Consider the following 20,851-nt stretch of genomic DNA (forward strand, 5'->3'; position numbering starts at 1 on the left):
GAAGAAAATTAAAGCTAATAACTAATATGTAAATAAACAGAAAAACGATTAAGCAACATTGGTTTTGACCGTCTATCTCATCTGTCACAGTAAAATGTAGACATTAAAAATTAATGCTGTTTCCATAAAATACCGTCTTTTATTACGGTTTTTTTAGAAAGCAGGTTTAAGGGGTTCACCAAAGGATTCTCATCAAATATTACGAGATGGGCCTTTTTTCCAACTTCTATTGAACCATAACTTTTCTCCATATCTATAGCCCTTGCACTATTCAAAGATGCAATTTTTAAAACCTCACTCATGGGAATACCCAAATCATTTAAAAGCAACATTTCAGAAAGTATTGTTTTGCCAGGTTCATAGTTATCGGACCCCGTATTTAATTGTATTCCGTTTTCGTACAGTTTATAGACTACCGCGGCAAGTACTTTATAACCCAATTTTGCACGATTCATTTGTTCTTCCGACCAATTCAACTGATCTTCTTTATGTGCGGTTGGTTGGGAGCTATTGTTCACAAGTCCTATTGGTTGTGCATAAAGATTAAGCGTAGGTGTAATGGAGACCCCATTTTTCTTAAATAGTGCTATTAATGACAAAATTGAAGGGTCATCAGCACCTATAAAATTAAACACCTCATATTCTCGATAGCGCCAATTCTCTTCGTCATCCGGGGGAAGGCCCGACAAGTCTATTGAAGCTGCTTCATACTTTCGGATCACCTCTAAAAAAAGGGTTTTGGCATGTTCAAAATTTGTTAAGCCAAGATTACAAGCGGTTTCAATTGAAATCATTGCATTTTCAATGTGTCCAAAAATATTCAGCTCCAATTCTCTTGCAGTGCTAACAGCAGCTTTAAGCTCTGGCTCCCCTATTAAACTATACAGTTTAATATGTCTGATTCCCAGCTTGTGATATTCTCTAATTTTTGATTGTACTTCAGAGCTATCAGCCACATAGGCGTGATTATAAAATTTTGTATCCAAGGAAACCAAAGCCCCACCGGAAGGAAAGTAGTCCACGTAATCTTGATGATGATTCATCCAGGATTGTACCATTGGGATATGCAATTCTCTTCCACCCGCAGAGCGTACAACTGTTACACCATATGGCAGGTATTGTTCTGTTAAAAGTTTTCTCGACCTTTTAAACTCGTTTGGATTGGTTATTTCTGTAGTATCTCCAAAAATAAAATTCAGATGATTATGTACATCTATAAAAGAAGGAGTAATTAATCTTTCCCGGGCATCTACAACATTATTTAAGGCGAAATCGCCTGATCTTGTCCCTGATATTTTTTTTATTCGATTATTTCTAATAAAAATAGATCTGTTTTTTTCTACTTGTAGTGTACTTGTATTGAAGAGAGATGCATTGACAATGACTAATTGATCATCCTCAGTATTAGGGTCCTCACAGAATGAAAAGCCAATTGCCAGAATAACTATGAGCAATTTATTTATAAATTTTCTCATTAAGGCCAATAGTTTGTCTAAGGACAAGGTAAAGACACAATTGTTACAGTAGAGCAAGCTATCTGAACGATTTAGATTTTATTGATCTGGGCGTAATCCTAGGAGAGTTTATTGTTAATTAAAGGCACTTGCGCTTTCCTTTTGCTTGATAGATCAGCATTAATCAGTGTTTTTACTGACTATTGTAAGTGGCCGAGAGTTGTTCTCTATTATATGAAATCCCTGATACAATTACGGTTGCTATAGTATTGTATGCCTTAACATCCAATAAGGGGTTTTGGTTCAATATCAGCATATTAGCCCTTTTACCATTTTTAATACTTCCAAGGCTATGTTGAAGGTTAAAAGCTCTTGCATTTCTAATGGTGGATGCAAGAAATATTGTCTTATTGTCTACGCCTGCCTCAGAGAGGGCCTCTATTTCAAGAAACCCATTAAGACCAGGCACGTTGCCTATACCTTCCTGTGCGGGAGAGTCCGAGCCTAGTATTAATCTCACCCCATTATCATAGGCCAGCTTAGTAGTTCTTATTACCCTTTCATTAAAGGTTTTGAGATATTTTTCTTTGGATTGGGTGGAATCTTTGATCACTGAATTATAAAGCGCTATAAGCTCTTCCTGAGACCACCTCCCTTCTTCAGATTTGAGCCATTTAATAAAATCATTTTGCAATACGTGTTTTATATCCGGATGATTAATCAAGGACCAGGTATAAGTGTCGTACTCCCCCAAAATAACCCTCATACTAGATTGCACATATTTCTCCTTTGCCCTTATTTCTTCATAGATACTTTTTATTTCGTCTGGCGGATTAGGGTTTAACTTGCTGCCCTCCCAATGCCAGAGTCCATGTCCAAAAATATCTACATTAGCTTGCAATCCCTTTTTGTATGCATCTGAAGAAGTCGCATGCAATACAACCGGGAGGTTATTTTGATGCGCCTCATTAACTAAATTTACAAGAAGAGAATCTGATGGAACGGGCCAATCAAAAACACCTCCGAATCCTTTTTCATAATATGTTTTTAATCCGATGGCATTGTCCTTAATAGTCTGTTCCACAACAGCAGGGATAGTATGCTCAGAGAGGTCTGTATCTTTCGGAATAGATGTTAGTTGCGATTGGTCATATATCCATCTGGGAAAATACTTTAATCGAAGATGTTCAGGAAAAAGGCCGGGGCCGTAACCATCAAAGTAGCGAACCCCTCGTGAAGTACTATACAAGTCTGGTTTTATAGCTGCTTTTTGAAACCGATTTCTTGTGTTTTCATTTAGATCAAGATCTATCAGGCTTGTAAAACCAAAATACAAATAGCTCTTTGGCAATTGTTCATTGTAAGACTTAACCAGCTCTGGCCGGGTTTCGTAATGTTCGTCTTTGAGTGTGATAGTATGACCAACGTGCACATGAGAATCTATTAATCCGGGGATAACAAATTTGCCAGTTGCATTAATGGTCTTGTAACTGCCCTTTATTTTGGGCAATTCCTTGCCAGAATAGACTATGGAGTCGGCTTCTATCAGGATATGTCCTTCAAAACTTCGAATATTTTCATCTTCACTTGCTGATATTATTGTGGCATTGGAAATAAGAATACCGTCATTTAAGTGATATTCTGGAGTGTTGGTACAGCCAGAAACGAGAAAAGTAACAAGCAGTAATGACGCTTTAAAATGTAATTTCATCATAGTCTTTCGTTTATGCCTGCCCCGATTCCTTTTTCTTCGAAAATGCATATATAAGGAATCCTCCGAATGCAATACTCAGCACAGCACTTACAGGCGCAAATGGTTTGATATCAGGCAAAAGTGAGGTAATAAAGTTTAGGAACCCTTCCTGTCCCATTAATATAAGATAACCGGCACCTATGATGAACAGGTAGCCAAATATTTGAATTACCTTAGGGTATTTTGACTTAGTGGCAGCCAGGATAAAGATAATGCCCAAAACTAACCGTATCGATATTGCAAAAATATAAAGGGAAGTGCTTTCTAAACTAGTTTGTAACCAACTAAAAATGATTTCACGATCAATAAGTAATGATAACCCTAATAGGATCAATAATATGCCAAACAATTTGATCATTAATTTCATGAATAGGTGTTTAAATTTACATTTAATGCAAATTGGTCATCCCAGCCTGTGGGTATTATGACATAATCTATCTGTTATACATCAATGTATCCAAAAATTGTCAAGAATTCAAAAAGCTAAGATTGCAGTACAGTGAATTACCGTATTTACCAAATGAATTTCCATTTCCATATTTCTGGTTGCTACTTAATTCTCAAGATTCAAAAACTTCAGCCCTTCATATAATGCAATTAAGGGAACTGAGCGATGATCCTCTTTTTCAAAATAAGCTATTTTAACCTCGTATTGATCGCCTGTTCTTTTTCTTATTAAGGCATAAAGGGCATCGTGCCGCTTCTTATTTCTTTCGTATTTGGCCTCTCCCTGATTGGCGGTAGCTATATAAAGACTTTTCTTAAATGAAGCACTATCAATAGCTTCAACTTTATTCTTCATTTTGTCTTCATCCCACCAAATACTGGGATCTATTGAAAGATATGCATTGAAAAGACTGTGCTTATCCATATAGGAATTTAATGTCAGCAATCCTCCCAAAGAATGGCCTACAAGGGTTCTGACAGGCGCTGTCCTATAGGTGTTATCAATATATGGAATCAGTTCTTTTTCGATAAATTTCAAAAAATCTCTTCCCCCACCCATGGTATTGGTGCGTTTGGTCTTCAATTTTGTAACGGTAAAATCTCGTTCACGGTCAACATTTTCTATGGCAACAATGACGGTCTCGGGCATAAAATAGTTTCGGTTGCGTTTGGAGCTCATGAAATGCACTATTCCCACTGTTGTTTTAAAAAAAGTATATCCATCCAATAAAATCAAAACCGGATACTTTTTGTCTTTAGCCGACGTCTCATGATATGAATTAGGAACACTGATAAAAAAAGATCTGTCTTCATCTAAAATATCAGAATGAATACTAAACTTCTTTCCTGAGCTAATGTCCGTATCGTTTTGGCCAGAAGCGAATTGGAAAACAAAAAGAAGGCAAAATAAAAGGGGAGATTTTAAAAGACTCAAAGTTCAAATTATTTGTAGGATTGTAGTTGATATAATTTTCATTCTTATGGGGTGTTTCCCCTATTAATTACCAGATTACTTTTTTACTTAATTAACCTTAAGACCCTTTCTCCGCTTTGCTCGTGAAAATAATCATTCTTTAAGTTGAACCCTATCTTATCATAAAAGGATCGGCCTATTCTGTTCTTTTTAAACACTTCAACTTCCAGTTCTTTATTAAAATCGCTAACAAAGCTTACAAGTGCTGAACCTATCCCTTGTGAATGGTACCCGGGTAACACAAATAATCCACCTATTTCATTCCCTATCATACTTATGAATCCTGCCACCTGATTGTCCATTTCATAAACCCAGGTATCTGAACCCGGAATATACATATTTCGCATATCAGACTTCACCTTTTAAGCAAAGGTTGAATTTAAAAAAGGATGTGCTAATGTTGAAGATTCCTGCCATATGTGCATTATTGCTTCAAGATCAATTTCAGAATGTTTCCTTATCATAAATGGCAGTATTTACTAATGTCTTTTGAGCTCATTAAGAAGCAACTGCTTCCTGGAGTTCTTTATTGCAAATGCGATTCAATAGAATATTACCAAAGTTACTCCTATTCTCAATTTTTTGAAATAAATAATGTCGCGGCCCTTTCATCACTTACGTCCAAACTAAATGTGAACTCTGATTCCCCTTCAATATCAATTCGCAAATTATTGCTTCCTGGAACTCTGGCTAGAGCTATCATCTGCCCGATAATAACCTTTTCCTGATCTGAATTTGCACCATAATCAAAATCCCAATTCATGGGCGCTATTTTAAACTCATAACGTCCTTTATTAAACCTTATCCTGGTTTCATATATCCCTTCCCCTTTATACTCAAAGCGAGGGGTACTATTCCAATTTTTACCCCAATCGTTCATATTGCCAAAAAGAAACAGGGCCTCTCCATTGAAGGGCTGTTCATCCTTTTTGTCCAACTCAAGTTCAGCACTTGCCAGAGCATCCTCCAGATTCTCCCCGTTTATTAACGATAGGGCCAGATCCATAGCCATACTTTGATCAACAGCTATATCTGGTGCAACACCTTTTCCTTCGATTCTTCCAATACGTGTAGAATAATATTCTGCAATAGGCAGTGATAACTGAAAGCCATATGGTAAATCATACATTTTCTGGGATAACATTTCGCCAGCTGTAGTTTCACCTATGATCGTTACATTTTCTTCCTGAGCAAGAGCATCTACCGCAAACTCGGTGGCACTCGCAGATTTATTACTTGTTAGCACATAAACCGGACCTTTAAAATGAGGGTTCATGGGGCTAAATCTTACGCGTGTAAGCGGTTCCTCCTGTACATCATGCCAAAACGATTTAATGGACCAGCCATGCCATGGTGTTAAGTTTTGAATATCAGCAATTAGGGGTTCTCTTGTATTGTTCTCCCACCATTTCCGGGAGACAAAAATACCTGCATCAATAGAATCTGTCAGTATATGACCAACCAATGGTATTCCCGCAAAGGTTCCCCCGGTATTGTTTCTAAGATCTATGATAAGGGCATTGGTTTTATTTTCTGCTATATTACGGTACGCTTTAAACACATTTTCTTTTGTATCCCAACCGGTCATAGTTGTAACGGTAAGTACTGCCGTATGCTCTACCCATTTCAGAGAAACACTATGATCCCCGACTTGTAAGGAATCTATAAATGCCGCCATTTCTTCCGCTGGTGTTTCTAAAATCCCCAGTCTAACATGTGAGAACGGGCCATCTTTCCAAAGTGCATTATACTTGTCAATAAAATCTTGCTTCCCCAGGGCCGTCAGTGCAAGATTCTTAACCTCTTTTTCTAATTCCAGATACTGATCTGTGATAAGCTCTTCAGGGTTGTAATGGTACTTTGACATCAATAGCGATATACTATCAGCTACCGTCGTTAAATCTTTATTAAGTTGTTTTCCCTTATTACCAGAAGACCTGAAATCACAGGAAATCAGCATCAGAAAAATGACTAGAAAAGTTAATTTTTTCATTATTGAAATACCGTTATATTATATTTTATATACCTTAATTTATATCCGTGGTAAATGAAATTTGGCATTCATTGCTCCGATTATTATGTGTCTATATAATTAAGATTTGTTCAATGAAACTACTATTAAGTCTAATTTTCACAAATAATGTTACACCCCATTTAGGATTATATTAAGATGGCAACATATGAAATTATGTATTGTAAATGCAAGGGTTTACCGGTTGAGAGCTGAAAAATTCTCCCGGTCATATATCTCGCCCCCCAGGATCACTTTTGAAATGTTATTGTAAGCCTCAATTTCTTCCAAAGGATTTTTATCTAATAATATTAAATTCGCCTTCTTCCCGTATTCGATACTCCCGAGCTGCTTATCAAGATTAAATTCCTTAGCGTTATTTATAGTAGCAGCTTTTAACAAATCTTCTAAAGAAACCCCTGCCTTGGCCCATTCTATCATTTCCAAATAACCATTATATCCTGGTGGATTTGCATGGTTATTCATGGCTGGTGTATCGGACCCGAATAACAATTTGCCCTTTTTTCCATATAAATAATTGGTGGTGATGTTTATCTTATCTAGTACTGATTGCATCAAAATCGCAATTTCCGAATCTGGTGTATCACTGTTGAAATACGCACCTCCATAAGTAAGTATTCTCTTTTTTTGCCACGACCCTTCTTCACTTCTTAACCAGTTAAGCAGCTCTGGAGGAAATATTTCCTGCAAATTTGGATCATCCACGAAACTGGGTTTAAAAACATCTCTTTGTCCTCCAATTACCCTAAAGGTAGGCTGATACCCAATCTGCTTTGCCGCAATTGCAGTGAGTAATGCTTTATGGGCATCAGGAAGATCGCTGACATTTAAATAGTCTTTCAACAGCCCCCAGTGCCACATACCATGGGCAATAATATCCACATTGGCATTTGCTCCAAACTTCTGAGCGGCAAATGAATTTGCATGCAACAATACGGGAATATTCTCATTCTGGGCTTCATTTACCAAATCTTCAATGATTTCTAAGGATGGCAACTCCCAGGTCATTTCTTCGGTGCCGCCAAAACCATCTTCATAAATAGTTTTAATGCAGATACCTTCCTGCTTATCGACTACATTTCTTACCACTTGCTTTACAGTATGCAGCTCAACATCTATGGAATCTGGAATTTTGACATTTTCATTGTATTTGTCATGCAAGAAATCGGGATAAAATTTATAACGATCATCAGGATCGTCTTCAGCCATCATAAAATCGTCCATTACCTTAACCTGTTCCCCGCAGGTATAGATATCAGGGTGAACATGCTTGCTTTTCAGGTCCTTAATGGTTCCCGGACTATAATTGTTTGGATCTATCAGGGAGGTGTATCCAAAATAAAGGTAGCTTCTGGGTAGCTGCTCAAAATAACTCTCAGCCAGTTTTGGATATTCTTTGGCATGCCTGTAGGTCATGCCGGCAATTGAACTCAAATGTACATGCGAATCTATCAATCCGGGAATAAGATATTTACCTTTGGCATCAATTTTTTGAAAGTCGCCCTTGACCAGAATATCTTCCTGACCTACATAAACAATTTGGTCTTGATCTATTACAACGGTTCCGATAAATGGTTTTATTTGTTCCGATTCGGGAGATATAACGGAGACATTGGTAAGCCAAATTCCTTTGCTTACACTAACCTCAGGTTGGTTTTCCGAACAGGATAAAGACAATAATAAAGAGAGAAAGATTAAAAGCTTGCTATGCAGTTTCATTAAAGATTGCTCTAACTGGTTGAATAAATGAGTTTGGGAATATGACGAATTTTAAGGGGAGTTGTTACAATTAATTAGGAACAATACCTTTACTGGCAGTGAATTTTACTTAATTTCTCAATTGAAATAGTATATCCATGATCTCAATATTGGGGGCTTCAACTATTTCGTATGCCTCTGGAATGCTCTTTGCCAAATCGGATGCTCTATAAGCTGCAAGAGATTCCTGGGAATCCCAGACATATATACCACCATATTGACCAGACGCTCCAATTTTCACGTAATATTTCTGTAAAAGACCCGGGATGGCCTTAAACTGTGGCTCCCTTTCCCTTGCCCTTTTTAGCAATTCTTCTTCCGGCAGATTCGATTTCAATTTGATAATTTGTAAGATCATGATGTTTGTTTTAGTTTAATATAACGGTTAGCATATAGTCCTTAATAGGTGATTTGCCCTAAGCACAAAGTAAAAGAAAAGTGCAAATTATAGAAATTTGCACTTTTTTGTTCTCCTGAATGTTCAGTATCAGGTCATGGCTTTTCAATTACACCCCATTAAACCTAATTGCTTTTTTGCATTAATGCCATTGAAAAGAAAATAGGAATAAATGCAAATGTCAAAAACATATAATCATCACCCGGTAAAATAGTTGTAGGTGATATCTGGTCTATTATGAAATATATTAAAAACGGAAGTAACCCTAAAACTGCTCCCAACAACATATAATTTAATCCGGATGCTTTTCTTACTTCTGTATTGGCTTTAGAATATTTGCTTATCAGCATGATAAGTGATAATCCGAAATAAAAGAGAATTACTACAAAAAACAGCATATTCATAGTGACGTTCAGCGTACTTGTACTATCGGGTCGTAAAAAATTTAATATCCAGATAACGGCCACAATTACAGCTGCAGGAGCATAAATCCACCGACTATTACCACCTTTCAGAAAAGCGCTTTGCGGTGGGTACTGTAGAATAAAACGGGCCAAAGCTACAAAGGCAAACATGATAATAGTGACACTAACGCTATTAACAAGATTTCTCATGAATCCCGGACCAACATTAGGCCCATTGAACCAAATAAACCCGAAAAGAACTGCAAAAACAGCAAATGCAAATGTCAGGGCCGTTTTCTTTTTGATATATACAAATAGTCCTAAAAGCACAAATAATAGGCCCATAATAAATGCGGATAAATTCAGTGTGCTGTTTTTATCCGTTAATTCAGCATAGGTCACTTGTAACGCTTGTTCTTCGCCACCTCTGTCGACCACAATTTCCACAGTTTGTCCAATTTCGGTACGTGCTCTTTCCGAAAAAGCTTTAGAATCTGTTACTGAAATGCCGTCAAAGCTTTTCATAACATCTCCCACCTGCATACCTGCAGCTTCAGCCGGACTTCCGTCTCTTACCTGGGTAATTGTGTTGTTACCATCTGTGCTATAGCCAGAATAGGAATAGTTTTTGGCGTCCATGAGTCCCAGGATGCCCCAAATAATAAATAGTACCGCTCCAATCTTTAACAAAAGAGCGTACTTGGTTGGTTGATCAGTCATAATGTTTAATTAGTTGGTTATTGAGATAAGATACTAATTAATATTCTGAATTTAACTCACTGTTAATAAATGAATTATGTTTGTTAACAAAGGTCAACCATACTACCAATGGAATTGTTCTACCGTTATATTTAATTGCAGTCGGAGTTTTTCATAACCCGGATCTGGGCATCCTTTAATCTTCTCTCTTCTAATGGAAATGCCGCTTCATAAAGTTCCCAGGCCATTAAGAAGAACAGATCAGCAGTATTTGTAAGTTTTATCTGTTTCATAGCATAGGCTGGCCTTTATCTTCCAGAATTTCTTAGTTGCTCTAAAAACAGGAAATTATCATTCACATGGGGCCAAGAAAGATGCAGGGGTTCTTTAGTCAGCCGGAGGCATTACAAAGTTTATGGCTTTTGGAACAATGCTTATGGTAGCCGGTGCAACACCCACATATTCCCCATCAGCCTCAATTCCACAGGCGTTTGCGCTTTCTAGCAGTACTTCACTGGAATTGTGATAGCTTACCTGCCTGTGCTTAATCTTTACTCCCTTTTTAAGATTGCCAATGTTTCTTAGATAATCCCAAATGCTTAAATCGCCAAATATAGCGACCTGGAACTGCCCATCGGTAAGGATGGCATTAGGGGCAATGCAGAGGGCATTGCCAAAATAACGTCCGTTGGCCACTGCCATTTGAAGTAGCTTCCCCTTCCACTGCCAGGTACTACTAGAGCAGCTAACCTCTTTTTTTACATAGCTGAGAAATCCTTTTATAATGCATTTAAAGTAATTGAAGCCCGGACCTAAGGCAGAGGATGATGCTTCTAGTTGTTGCGCAACTTCCGGGCCTAGCCCAACTCCGGCAATATTTATAAAATAACGGGTTTCCCCGGTTTGGTGAAGTAGTATTTTACCAAGGTCTATCTTTTGAGTGGTCTTGGATGCAATCATTTCTATCAGTGCTTCAATAGCACTGGTGAGGCCCGCTGTTCTTGCAAAATCATTAGCAGAACCATGTGGCAGCAGGCCTATTGTTGGGTACTGATCAACTGTAAGCTTGCTTTGCAGCACCCCATTGACCACCTCATGCAAGGTGCCATCACCCCCAACAGCAATCATAAAATCACAGCCGTTATCAGTGGCTTGGCTGGCCAGTTCAATGGCATGTTTTTTCTGCTGGGTAGCATAAAACTGTAACTGCCCAAATTTTGATTGCTCGCAATAGTTGCGCAGCCCTGGAAGCACTTTTGCAAGGCGGTTGTTCTTGTTATTGACTATAAAGGTAATTTTCATCAAGGGTAAGGTAAGACATAAGGTGCAAAACAGAAACTATGATATTGCTTGGTCTAAGACATGATGAATGACAACCTATTTTGGCAATTCGTTTCTCAAAGCTGTGGTTCTGGCTCCTGATGCACCGAACAATAAAATTTATATTCTAAGGATTTGTTTATTTATTACTTTGCTGCTAACTGTGTTGGCCTTAATCTCGTTTAATTTTACGTACAAAGAATTTTTTACTTTGCTGATGGTCGCATAAATTCCATGGTTCTCTTACCCTTGAAAATTTGCAAAACTATCCATTAGTGTTTTCCACCAGGCCCAATCATTTGAATAGTACATAAGACCATGTTGCGCAATAATAAAGACAAGAAAAGGAACATATGTAATCTTTACTTCCGGTTTTTTACGCTCTTTCCAAATTATAAATGCAAGAACGAGTTCTATTGACAAGTACGAATATGTGAGGGCCTCGTTGAAGTTGGCGGCCAGCCCTACTGTAAATAGGAATAGTCTGGCCAAGGCTGGTAGCAGCGGGCCAAATATTGTTGTCACCATAAATCTGGAGTGAAGCATCAGATTCTTCCTGAAATACAGCGCCAGCACGTACAAAACTGTAAAACTTAATAAGGTACATGCATCTATAAATGCAAGTTTATAAACTAAATTGGGTGGATAATTTGCTTGTCCCTGGATCATGAATCTCATCATTATAATCCCACAAATGACCAACATAGGCACCAATAGTAAAGAAGTCCAACCCAGGATTCTATGGGTTTTTAACCAGCCTCTTTGGAACAAGTAAGGCTGTACAATAAGTAAAATCATCCATAAAGATGCACTAATTCCATGAAGGTGATAAGGAAGTCTAAAGTCTCCTAATCTGACAAAATAAGTTTTACTAAATCCAAGGACTACAATGACCAATCCTAGCGCCAGGTAAAGGTGCGCGTATTTGTAGAATTTTGCTTTTGGCATAGTTGGTTTTTTAAGATGGCCCTAAAGGCCCAAAATATAAAAAGCAGTAGACTTCAATATTCTGGCTTTTTAGTTGACATAAATGTAATAAAAAAGCGCAATTGATTTAATATTAAGCTTTTGCAGCTATTTTTTTGCCTATTAACTTCTTTCTTAATTATCAGCTACCGCTGTCAAGGCAGCAGCAACCTGGGCACAGTTTAACCATGATTCGTGGCTTTGTACTATTTTCCATTCATCATTTTGTTTTTGGACCGTGGCGGTCCATATAAGCTTCCCATTGTATTCAGGCAATCCCCTGAGCTTTAATTTTAATTGCACCGGAAGGGTAAATATTACAACATCTTTTGATAATACTGAAGTATTCCAACTTTCAATTGTATTATGTAAAACTTCTACCGAAGGGCCTATTTCCCGATAGGATTTTTTAAGGTCGCCCAGGGAGTGCATTATGCCATCAGTAATAAAATAAGAATCGGAAGATGCCGAATAGTGAGTTAGGCCGGTCTCAAAATCCTGCAGATTGGAATATTCAAATACCTTTTTAACAACAGCTGTAGCCGACTTAGTGATCTCTTCTATTTGAACTTTAGTTAATTGCTCCTTGGCATTTTTACATGATACCAAAGCAAAACAAATACAGCAAAATGCTATTGTTAAAAATTTTTTCATTCTTTCCTGTTTTTAGATGTTACCAAATATTTACCTATGGCTGCATCATTTGAGCAATGCACTACAAAGTGCCTTGAACTTTAGTTCTTTCCCTTGCAAGTTCTCCTTCCTAATTAAACTGAATAGACCTTACATGAATTGTTTTTCCCTGACCGCCGATAAAAACAAAGCCCAGGGGAGTCTCAATTATTTCCATGTCTGCGGTTTTGAATTGATCAATTGGTACCTGATATTTTTTCCAGTTTTGGGTCAATGTTATATTTACTCTTGACTCTTTGCCATCCGGCAGATCGTACTTGTCTTTCATCATCAGGGCAAATTCCTCACCTCCTTTTTCTCCTTTCATTTCCAAAACAACATGTTTGTATTTAGAAAAATCTAACTCGGTAACCCTGCCATTCAATACCTTAATTCTGAAATAGGGTGAGCCCCATGTAAATGTATCTTCAGGATAGGTTATTACCAGGTAGTCCTCTTTAAAATCTATCCCCGGATAATAGACATCTCCGGATTGTGCATAGATAAAATCGAAATTTGGTGCAACCTGGCCATCAATCAATAGATTTAACACATCAACTTCTTCATATGTCCCTATAATACTGCTAAAACTTATTTTGGTTTGCTCACTAAAATTCACTTGTTTTTGATCTACCATCTCAATATATTTTTCACCCAGGGTAATTTGCAGATCATATAAATCGGTCATATTTATTTCTTCAAATCCTTTGGCAAAAAGTGCGGTTGTACTTTCAGCATTCAGAATTTCTATAAATCGCTTTAATTTTTCTTCTGAATCATCATAAAACCAAGGCCTTATAAAAAGATCTCGTCCATTATTTCTAAATTCATTAGACCAACTCCGATAATCGGCCTTCAGTATTTGGTTGTATTCTTCTTCCTGTTTCTGAATTCGATCTGCTGAAGAATAATAGGTATGGAGCAATGATTCAATATCTGTTCCCTGGAGTTTACTTAAATAGAGTGAACTTTTCAAAGCTTCAAAAGAACTTGTATTGGGCAGGTAATAAATAGTAGTTATTAAATCATTAAATGTGTTGGAGAGGTATGCATAATCGGTTAATTCCATAAAAGTAAACGGCCTATCCATATACGCATTAAAGATAGAATCTGCATGCTGCCCCATATTTTCTCTGGCCGTTCTGATATAATTCAGATATTTAACATCCGATTGGATTGCGCTTGAAATGCTTTTCATTAAACCATCAAGTTCTTTGGCCTGAATTCGTTCCTGATTCCAGTTGTTTATTTGAAGGGCCAGTAAAATTCCAACCACAACAAGCAAAATTTCTCCAATAGCATACATCAGGTACTTGCTGAATCTGTTTTCAGATAATAATCGTTGCCTTAACCGTCTAAAAAAACTGATCATAAAATTATTTTTTCATTCCATTTATATACTATCAAGAGCTTGTTCTATTTCTCAATATTTTTACAATTCTATTGTGGACTATTTGAGATAAATTCCAGTTGTAACCTTCAAAATTGGTCGTATTCAAGAATTGTATGACAACAGTATCAATATCTTCATGATATTCGGCTAGGCTCTGATAACCGGGGATTAATCCTCCATGGTCATATTCGTAAATTGAAGAATAGATCTCCTGCTCTCCTTCTTTAAACAAGGAGCCATCATTTAGTGCCCTTAAAAAAATCCCCACATCTTCCGCAGTAGCTATCATAGATCCATAATTTGCGGTCTTAATATCTTCTTCAATGCCAACATAATAACCACTCATTAAACGGTCTAGATTCACTTCACTCAGTGAGGCGAAAGTATTTTTCAGTTTAAGTGGAATCAAAATTTCCTCTTTAATATATTGCTGGTGACTATATCCCACCACCTTGTCGATAATTTCAGAAAGCAATAAATAATTTGTGTTGCAATAACCGTAATCTTCCCCAGGCTGAAATTCTGCCGGCAAATCTAGTGCCAGTGCAAGGATATCTTTATTGTTGTCCGGTGGGTTTACCCAAAAATCCGGGTGGTTAGTAAAATTGGGAATGCCACTTCTATGTTGTACCATCATCCTTAGGGTAATTTTTTCTGCATTTTCAATTCTTCCCATCAATTCGGGAAAGTAATCTGCCAGACTCTTATCTAAAGACAAACGATCTTCGTTCGCCAATTTGGCCATAGCCACTGCGATATACAGCTTACTAATACTGGCGATCTTAAATAAGGCTTTGGGGTCTGCCGCTATCTTATTTTCCCTGTTTTTATAACCCGCCGCATAAAATTCCGGAGCTTTCCCGGATTGATCTACATAGACAATCATCCCGTCAAAACCATGGTTAATAGCCTCATCTAATTGCCCCTGTACCGTATCCGGAAGGGGTAGTATCCAGGCCCACACCAAAATCCAGGGTACGTAAAATAATGAGATAATGGTTCCAACAGGTAAGACAATTCTGAGGATTCGTTTTATTTGTTTCTTAGTCATCCTACCTTATGTTATTGAAAGTATACATTCTTCTAAAATCAATTATTACCGTTCTGGCTAAAACCTTATCGGCCTTGCATCCTAAAAATTGTAGTTAATGATATACCAAATTATTTGTTCGTGATAAGCTCCGGAATTATCCTGTCTTGTAAAACTCTCCAGGACGACTTTTCAGGGGTGTCATTGATATTCCAACCATTAAAAACCACTATTAATTCATGTTCTGGTACAACCATCAAAAATTGTCCTCCATAGCCATTGCCCGCAAAAATTTTGCTTTCACCATTGCTGTGTTCGGGAATCCACCACTGATAACCATATCCTATTTGTCTATTGTTATTGGGGTTTACGTCTTTCACTACCGGACTTACCGAAGCTGTAACCCAGCTTTCAGATACTATCTGTTTATTATTCCACACCCCATTATTAAGAAATAAAGCACCTATTTTAGCCAAATCTTCTGCCTTTAGATATAGCCCCCCTTCTGTATCAATTTCTCCATCCGGGGTTTTTTTCCAGTAATAATCGCTGATTCCAAGTGGCTCAAATAGTTTTTCTTCGGCCCACTTGTCTATACGCTGTCCGGTAATAATCCTGACTATCTTACCCAAAAGCACACTTGCTCCACTATTATATTCAAACCTTTTTCCCGCAATGGTATCCATAGGTTTATTTAATACATACTTTATCCATTCATCGCTTAATTCCATCGCAATACAATCATTGGAGAGATCCGTATAATCATCTTCATTCCACTCCAGGCCACTTCTCATTGTTAACAAGTCTTCAATAGTTATCGCCTTCTTTCTTTCATCCAAAGCTTTAATAGTATAATCTTTAAATAAGGGCATCACTTTTGTTTTAACATTGTACTCCTCATTTAAATCGAAAGCTATCCCAAGCAGTATTGAAGTAACACTTTTGGTAACAGATTGGAGGGAATGCAGCTGAGTTTTCCTGTAGAAGGGATGCCAGTCAGGGTGGTTGTAATTAAATTGATGATTAGTAGTATCGTATTTTTTGGCTATGGAGGCATAGTCCTGCACATATTTAAAATCTGCCAATACCTCTTTGTTTTGGATGACCATAAAACGATCTATCAGGCCATATGCTCCATTTTTTATTTCCAGATTAACGGAATCTATTACCGCTAATAGGGCACTGGATGGTGTTAAGGTGTAGGTTGAAGAAGCAACATCTTTATTAGCTTCTTTGTCCTTATTTCCTGTTTTGCATCCAATAAGTGCAAGGATGAGTAAAATGGAAAATGGAAGTAGTTGTATTCTGTTCTTTAACTTGCTCATTTTTTATTTTTAATTTTTTCGTTTGTAATGACGCTGCACTATTTGATTTAAAAAAGTTTTGGTCCCCATTAATTCAAATTCCATTGCTTTGGGAAGTTCTGAAAACAAAGGCGCACCACCCCCTAGTAATATCGGAATAGTGGTAATGACCATTTCATCAATTAAATCTGCTTTGAGAAAGTTACGTATTGTTGTTCCTCCGTCTATATAAAGTCTGTAAAATCCTTTTTTATAAATCTGGGCCAGAATTTCAGTAAGCGAGCCTTTAACTAAAAACGCCTTCTCCTTATGACTTTCAGGGATTTCATTTAAAGTAGTACTCAATACAAATACCGGTTTGTCATAGGGCCAGTCTACATCAAATCCACAGACGGTTTCGAAGGTGGATCGGCCCATGACAAGAGCGTCTATTTCATTGGTGAATGCTATATATCCCATATCGTCAAGATCGGGATTCGGGATGGAATGCAGCCAATCTACCCCACCATTTTTATCGGCAATATAGCCATCTAAACTTGTCGCTATAAATACACTATTCTTTTTGTCCACTATATTAAAGTTCGGTATTTCTGTAAGAAATTCATGGCTAATCTATATAGCGCATTGCATTGCAATCTAAACATTGTTAAAGTAATTAAAAGTGATTTCACCAATTAATCCTGCCAGCAATCCTCAAAAAGCTGCTACAGCTCGTTAGACCTGACCCAATTAATAAATAGGTTTATCCACTGCCCTGTGCCATCTTCTTCACTACCCAATCCAAATCCATGCCCCCCCTTGGCAAACAGATGTACCTCTGCCAATATATTGTGCTGGTATAATTGCTGAGCATATAGCGTAGTTTCCTCCACAAAACAAACATCATCGTCATAAGCATGTACCAAAAATGCCGGAGGGGTGTCTGCAGATACTAAATTGAGTAGTTGGTTTTGATTAACTTCTTCATCGGTAAGCTTTCTGTAATATAAGCTCTCCTCGAGCCATTTTAAATTTGCATCTGAAAGGTTGGTCACCCCATATATCAGGGCAGAAAAGTTAGGGTTTTCTTCCTCTCTATCACTTTTCCAAAGACTGGCAACGGTGGCTAAATGGCTACCTGCCGAGAAGCCCATAACACCTACCTTTTCTCTATTAAAACCATATTCCCCGGACATACTTCTTAGAAGCACAAGTGCTCTTCTGGTATCGGTAAGCGGAACTAAATGGGGCTCCTCTGATGTTTCAGGGCTTGGAAGCCTGTATTTCAACACTGCCGCGGTAATGCCATTGGCCGACAGCTTTTCGGCCACATCGTAACCTTCGTGGTGGATTGCCACCATTTCATAGCCGCCACCAGGTATGATAACTACTGCTTTTCCGGTATTCTCCCCCTTAGCCTTATAGACGGTAAGTGTGGGGTTTGTAATATTTAATAAGCAAAGTGTCCCCCAAAGCTCTTTTTCATATTCTTTTAAGTTATTTTCTTTATAATGGGGCTTTTCAGTCTCCTCCCATAGCCTATAAACAGTTTGAGCCCCGACTATATTTCCAAATAAAAAAAATATAAACAACAGACCAAAAGGTGCTAAATTTTTCATTTTGAAAATTATTAACTTAAATGATTATTCCGGTAATTTTTTGAATAATTCAACTACAATGGCCTATTCAAATGATTCATAACGTTATTGAAAATGAAAACTACCGGGCTTTAAGATAGTTAAATTGAAGGATTATGTATTTAATTAACCAGTCAGGCTGCTATTTCTTATTCAGGTTGTTGCAGGTTGATATGGTTAGTTATTTGGGTAGTTGTTCTAATAATAAATCATAAGCGGTCCTGGCCATACTTTTGGAGCATACTACCCTATTCTTCATCCCAACCACCCGGCTCTTGCGCCTCTGATTTCAGTAGCAATTAATTTGTTCTTCACAATTTAAATTAGATCTGCTTATTAAAATGTCAGGGCCAAAAGGGTGTGCTTTTTTATTTATTCCGTATATTAAGTGCTTATTAATCAATAACTAACAACCAAACTTTATTAATTATGGAAACAGCAGAAATTATTTTTAGCGCAGTGGGGGTCTTATTCTTACTCCTGGCCGCATTCGGTGCCCTGAAACTTAACCGAAGGAACTTTTTATTGGGGATATTCCTCTTTAGCCTACTACCCATCATTGGTGAGTACCAGGCGTACTCGGCCGTAGGCGAATGGGGTATGCTAGCAACTATGATGGCTTTCTTGGGCATTGCAATTGTCACCTTCCCAACGAAAGCGAAATATGGCTCGGACAATGTCGCGGCAACTACGATTGCCAAAAAGATTGGTCTGGCTATCATTGCCGTAAATCTATTCCAGGCCTATATGATCCTGGGCGTTAGAGATGATGTGCCAAGTCAGTATGGATATATGCATATTGTCCTGGCCGTTATTGTGATTTACGTGGTCATTAAATCCAATTCGGACAAGGGCTTCAGTTGGAATTAACCATCCAAGCCGATCTTTGAAAAAAGAAGATCAATTGAATAACATTAAAAACCCCTGAGAGGGGTTATGGAAAATGCCAGTATGCTGCTGGCATTTTCTTTTGATTTATTGGCTTTTAACATTCTGCTTTCAAAATTCATTTTAATTTTTGTTCAAACTACCTCTAATACCCATTATTTCCAGGCAGTACGTTTTTCCCAGATTTTATCAGCAGCCCTTAATGCCAATGCCATTATAGTTGAAGTAGGATTTACACCTGCACCTGTTGTAAATGAACTCCCATCTACTACATATAAATTTGGCACCCCGTGTACTTTATTGTTTTTGTCCACCACAGAATTTTTTTCATTTGTTCCCATACGAGCTGTTCCCATTAAATGGGCCAGGTTTGTTGGTGGGGGAACAATGATTTCTTTAGCTCCCGCGGCCATTAAAACTTCGGTTGATTTCTCAACGGCATGGGCCAACATTTTTTTTGAATTTTCGGATAGAGAATAGGTTACTTTCGCAGCTGCAATCCCATTGGTATCTACCTCCTTATCATCTAATGTTACCATATTGGTTTCTTCCGGAAGATCATCTGCCACTACAGTCAGACCTACCTGATGGGGAAAGATTTTACCAAATTCAGTATGATGTGCTTTCCCCCACGGAATGTTCTGGGCCTGAGATAAGGGTCCAAATGTCCGCTCTCCTATAAGCATATATCCTCGTTTAAATCCCCGGTTCTCGTCGGTCTCATAAAATTCCTGACTAAATAAAGGGCTCCCCATAGGTCCTATATGACTGTCCATGGTTTCTTCAAAAACACCATTAATGAAATGCGTTGGGTGTGTCATAAAGTTTTTACCTACCAGGCCATTACTGTTGCCCAATCCGTCCGGGAATAAATTGGACTTAGAGTTCAATAACAACCTGGGCGTTCCTATCCCATTACAACACACTACTACTACTTTAGCCTTTATCTCCCGGGTATTTCCATCTTTGTCAAAATAGATAGCCCCTTTTGCCTTTCCTTCCTTTGTAACGGTAACTTCTTTAACCCTGGACCAGGTCCTGATTTCAGCACCTTTTTCTATAGCTAATGGCCAATAGGTACGATCAGTAGTTGCTTTTGCTCCCATTGGACATCCAAACATACATTTACCATGTAGCTTACAAGGTGCTCTACCCTTGTATGGCTCCGAAATAATGCCGTGGTCACTAACCCACCAGTGCCAACCTAATTTCTCAAAGCCCTTCACTAATGTATGTCCCATTTTACCAAGGGGTAAAGGAGGTGTTGGTCTTTTAGAGCGTGGAGGGTTGGCAGGATCTCCGGCTAAACCAGATACGCCCAGCATTTTATCATTGAAGTCGTAATAAGGTTCCAAATCCCAGTAACCAATAGGCCAGTCGTCAGCAACACCATCTAAGGTTTTTACTTTAAAATCTGACGGATGAAATCTGGGAAAAATACCTTGCCAATGTATTGTTGTTCCGCCCACGGCATTAAACATCATAACAAATGGCGGGTTCTCACCATCAGTGGTAACCGGGTAATCTTCCTTGCGATCTCTTAAGTTCGGACTTAAATTAAAATCGCCCTCCCTGGTTAAATGAGTTTCATAATCTGGTTTTAATGAAGGAAATGTAGAAGGGTCTATCCAGCCACCTTGCTCCAAACAAACCACTTTTGCGCCTTTTTCGGTTAAACTCCATGAGAGGGCAGCACCCGCAGCTCCTGATCCGATTACTAAAACATCTATATCCTCATCTTTCAT

Annotated in this window: 20 protein-coding genes; 1 reads left to right on the plus strand and 19 read right to left on the minus strand. The window is 38.0% G+C overall.

The genetic code is table 11. The features are described 5' to 3' along the window. Window positions 1–110: 110 nt before the first annotated feature. The 18 genes from J1G40_RS07145 to J1G40_RS07230 form a co-directional block, all read right to left on the minus strand. Entirely contained in the window at window positions 111–1,475 is a 1,365-nt protein-coding gene (locus J1G40_RS07145; protein WP_265241922.1) for an amidohydrolase family protein, read from the minus strand. 172 nt (window positions 1,476–1,647) lie between these two features. Further along, window positions 1,648–3,168 (minus strand): amidohydrolase family protein, encoded by a 1,521-nt coding sequence (locus J1G40_RS07150; RefSeq protein ID WP_265241923.1) that lies wholly within the window; start codon window positions 3,166–3,168, stop codon window positions 1,648–1,650. A 10-nt stretch (window positions 3,169–3,178) separates the two neighbouring features. Continuing rightward, on the minus strand, window positions 3,179–3,574 hold the full coding sequence (locus tag J1G40_RS07155) for a hypothetical protein (protein WP_265241924.1): 396 nt from the start codon (window positions 3,572–3,574) through the stop codon (window positions 3,179–3,181). Window positions 3,575–3,760: 186 nt separating this feature from the next. Beyond that, window positions 3,761–4,588 carry an alpha/beta hydrolase gene (locus J1G40_RS07160; RefSeq protein WP_265241925.1) on the minus strand — a complete coding sequence of 276 codons (828 nt, stop codon included), beginning with the start codon at window positions 4,586–4,588 and terminating at the stop codon, window positions 3,761–3,763. Between the two features lie 83 nt (window positions 4,589–4,671). Continuing rightward, the gene (locus tag J1G40_RS07165; RefSeq protein ID WP_265241926.1) at window positions 4,672–4,974 is read right to left on the minus strand and encodes a GNAT family N-acetyltransferase; all 303 of its coding nucleotides are present in this window, start codon (window positions 4,972–4,974) and stop codon (window positions 4,672–4,674) included. Between the two features lie 227 nt (window positions 4,975–5,201). Beyond that, entirely contained in the window at window positions 5,202–6,620 is a 1,419-nt protein-coding gene (locus J1G40_RS07170) for a S41 family peptidase (protein WP_265241927.1), read from the minus strand. Window positions 6,621–6,836: 216 nt separating this feature from the next. Continuing rightward, window positions 6,837–8,378: an amidohydrolase family protein gene (locus tag J1G40_RS07175; protein WP_265241928.1), complete on the minus strand. Its 1,542-nt coding sequence runs from the start codon at window positions 8,376–8,378 to the stop codon at window positions 6,837–6,839. Between the two features lie 109 nt (window positions 8,379–8,487). Then, window positions 8,488–8,775 carry a YdhR family protein gene (locus J1G40_RS07180; RefSeq protein WP_265241929.1) on the minus strand — a complete coding sequence of 96 codons (288 nt, stop codon included), beginning with the start codon at window positions 8,773–8,775 and terminating at the stop codon, window positions 8,488–8,490. Between the two features lie 164 nt (window positions 8,776–8,939). Further along, window positions 8,940–9,938 carry a PDZ domain-containing protein gene (locus J1G40_RS07185; protein ID WP_265241930.1) on the minus strand — a complete coding sequence of 333 codons (999 nt, stop codon included), beginning with the start codon at window positions 9,936–9,938 and terminating at the stop codon, window positions 8,940–8,942. 131 nt (window positions 9,939–10,069) lie between these two features. Continuing rightward, window positions 10,070–10,210 carry a hypothetical protein gene (locus tag J1G40_RS07190; RefSeq protein WP_265241931.1) on the minus strand — a complete coding sequence of 47 codons (141 nt, stop codon included), beginning with the start codon at window positions 10,208–10,210 and terminating at the stop codon, window positions 10,070–10,072. 94 nt (window positions 10,211–10,304) lie between these two features. Beyond that, complete coding sequence (locus J1G40_RS07195) at window positions 10,305–11,219, minus strand: diacylglycerol/lipid kinase family protein (RefSeq protein ID WP_265241932.1); 915 nt, start codon at window positions 11,217–11,219, stop codon at window positions 10,305–10,307. Between the two features lie 261 nt (window positions 11,220–11,480). Next, a complete protein-coding gene (locus tag J1G40_RS07200; protein ID WP_265241933.1) occupies window positions 11,481–12,185 on the minus strand; it encodes a hypothetical protein in 705 nt (234 codons plus the stop codon). A gap of 153 nt (window positions 12,186–12,338) precedes the next feature. Beyond that, window positions 12,339–12,857 (minus strand): hypothetical protein, encoded by a 519-nt coding sequence (locus J1G40_RS07205; protein ID WP_265241934.1) that lies wholly within the window; start codon window positions 12,855–12,857, stop codon window positions 12,339–12,341. Window positions 12,858–12,966: 109 nt separating this feature from the next. Continuing rightward, window positions 12,967–14,247 (minus strand): DUF6090 family protein, encoded by a 1,281-nt coding sequence (locus J1G40_RS07210; protein ID WP_265241935.1) that lies wholly within the window; start codon window positions 14,245–14,247, stop codon window positions 12,967–12,969. A 31-nt stretch (window positions 14,248–14,278) separates the two neighbouring features. Continuing rightward, entirely contained in the window at window positions 14,279–15,319 is a 1,041-nt protein-coding gene (locus J1G40_RS07215; protein ID WP_265241936.1) for a serine hydrolase domain-containing protein, read from the minus strand. 110 nt (window positions 15,320–15,429) lie between these two features. Continuing rightward, window positions 15,430–16,623: a serine hydrolase domain-containing protein gene (locus tag J1G40_RS07220; RefSeq protein ID WP_265241937.1), complete on the minus strand. Its 1,194-nt coding sequence runs from the start codon at window positions 16,621–16,623 to the stop codon at window positions 15,430–15,432. A 9-nt stretch (window positions 16,624–16,632) separates the two neighbouring features. Beyond that, window positions 16,633–17,172 (minus strand): dihydrofolate reductase family protein, encoded by a 540-nt coding sequence (locus tag J1G40_RS07225; RefSeq protein ID WP_265241938.1) that lies wholly within the window; start codon window positions 17,170–17,172, stop codon window positions 16,633–16,635. Window positions 17,173–17,306: 134 nt separating this feature from the next. After that, entirely contained in the window at window positions 17,307–18,200 is an 894-nt protein-coding gene (locus tag J1G40_RS07230; protein WP_265241939.1) for an alpha/beta hydrolase, read from the minus strand. Between the two features lie 447 nt (window positions 18,201–18,647). Between J1G40_RS07230 and J1G40_RS07235 the strand changes: the two genes are divergently transcribed. Continuing rightward, the gene (locus J1G40_RS07235) at window positions 18,648–19,088 is read left to right on the plus strand and encodes a hypothetical protein (RefSeq protein WP_265241940.1); all 441 of its coding nucleotides are present in this window, start codon (window positions 18,648–18,650) and stop codon (window positions 19,086–19,088) included. Between the two features lie 173 nt (window positions 19,089–19,261). On the opposite strand, the gene J1G40_RS07240 is transcribed toward J1G40_RS07235, so the two are convergent. Next, window positions 19,262–20,851, minus strand: a complete 1,590-nt coding sequence (locus J1G40_RS07240) for a GMC family oxidoreductase (protein ID WP_265241941.1) — start codon at window positions 20,849–20,851, stop codon at window positions 19,262–19,264.

Source organism: Muriicola sp. Z0-33, assembly GCF_026126425.1.
Taxonomy (GTDB): Bacteria; Bacteroidota; Bacteroidia; order Flavobacteriales; family Flavobacteriaceae; genus JAFMPW01.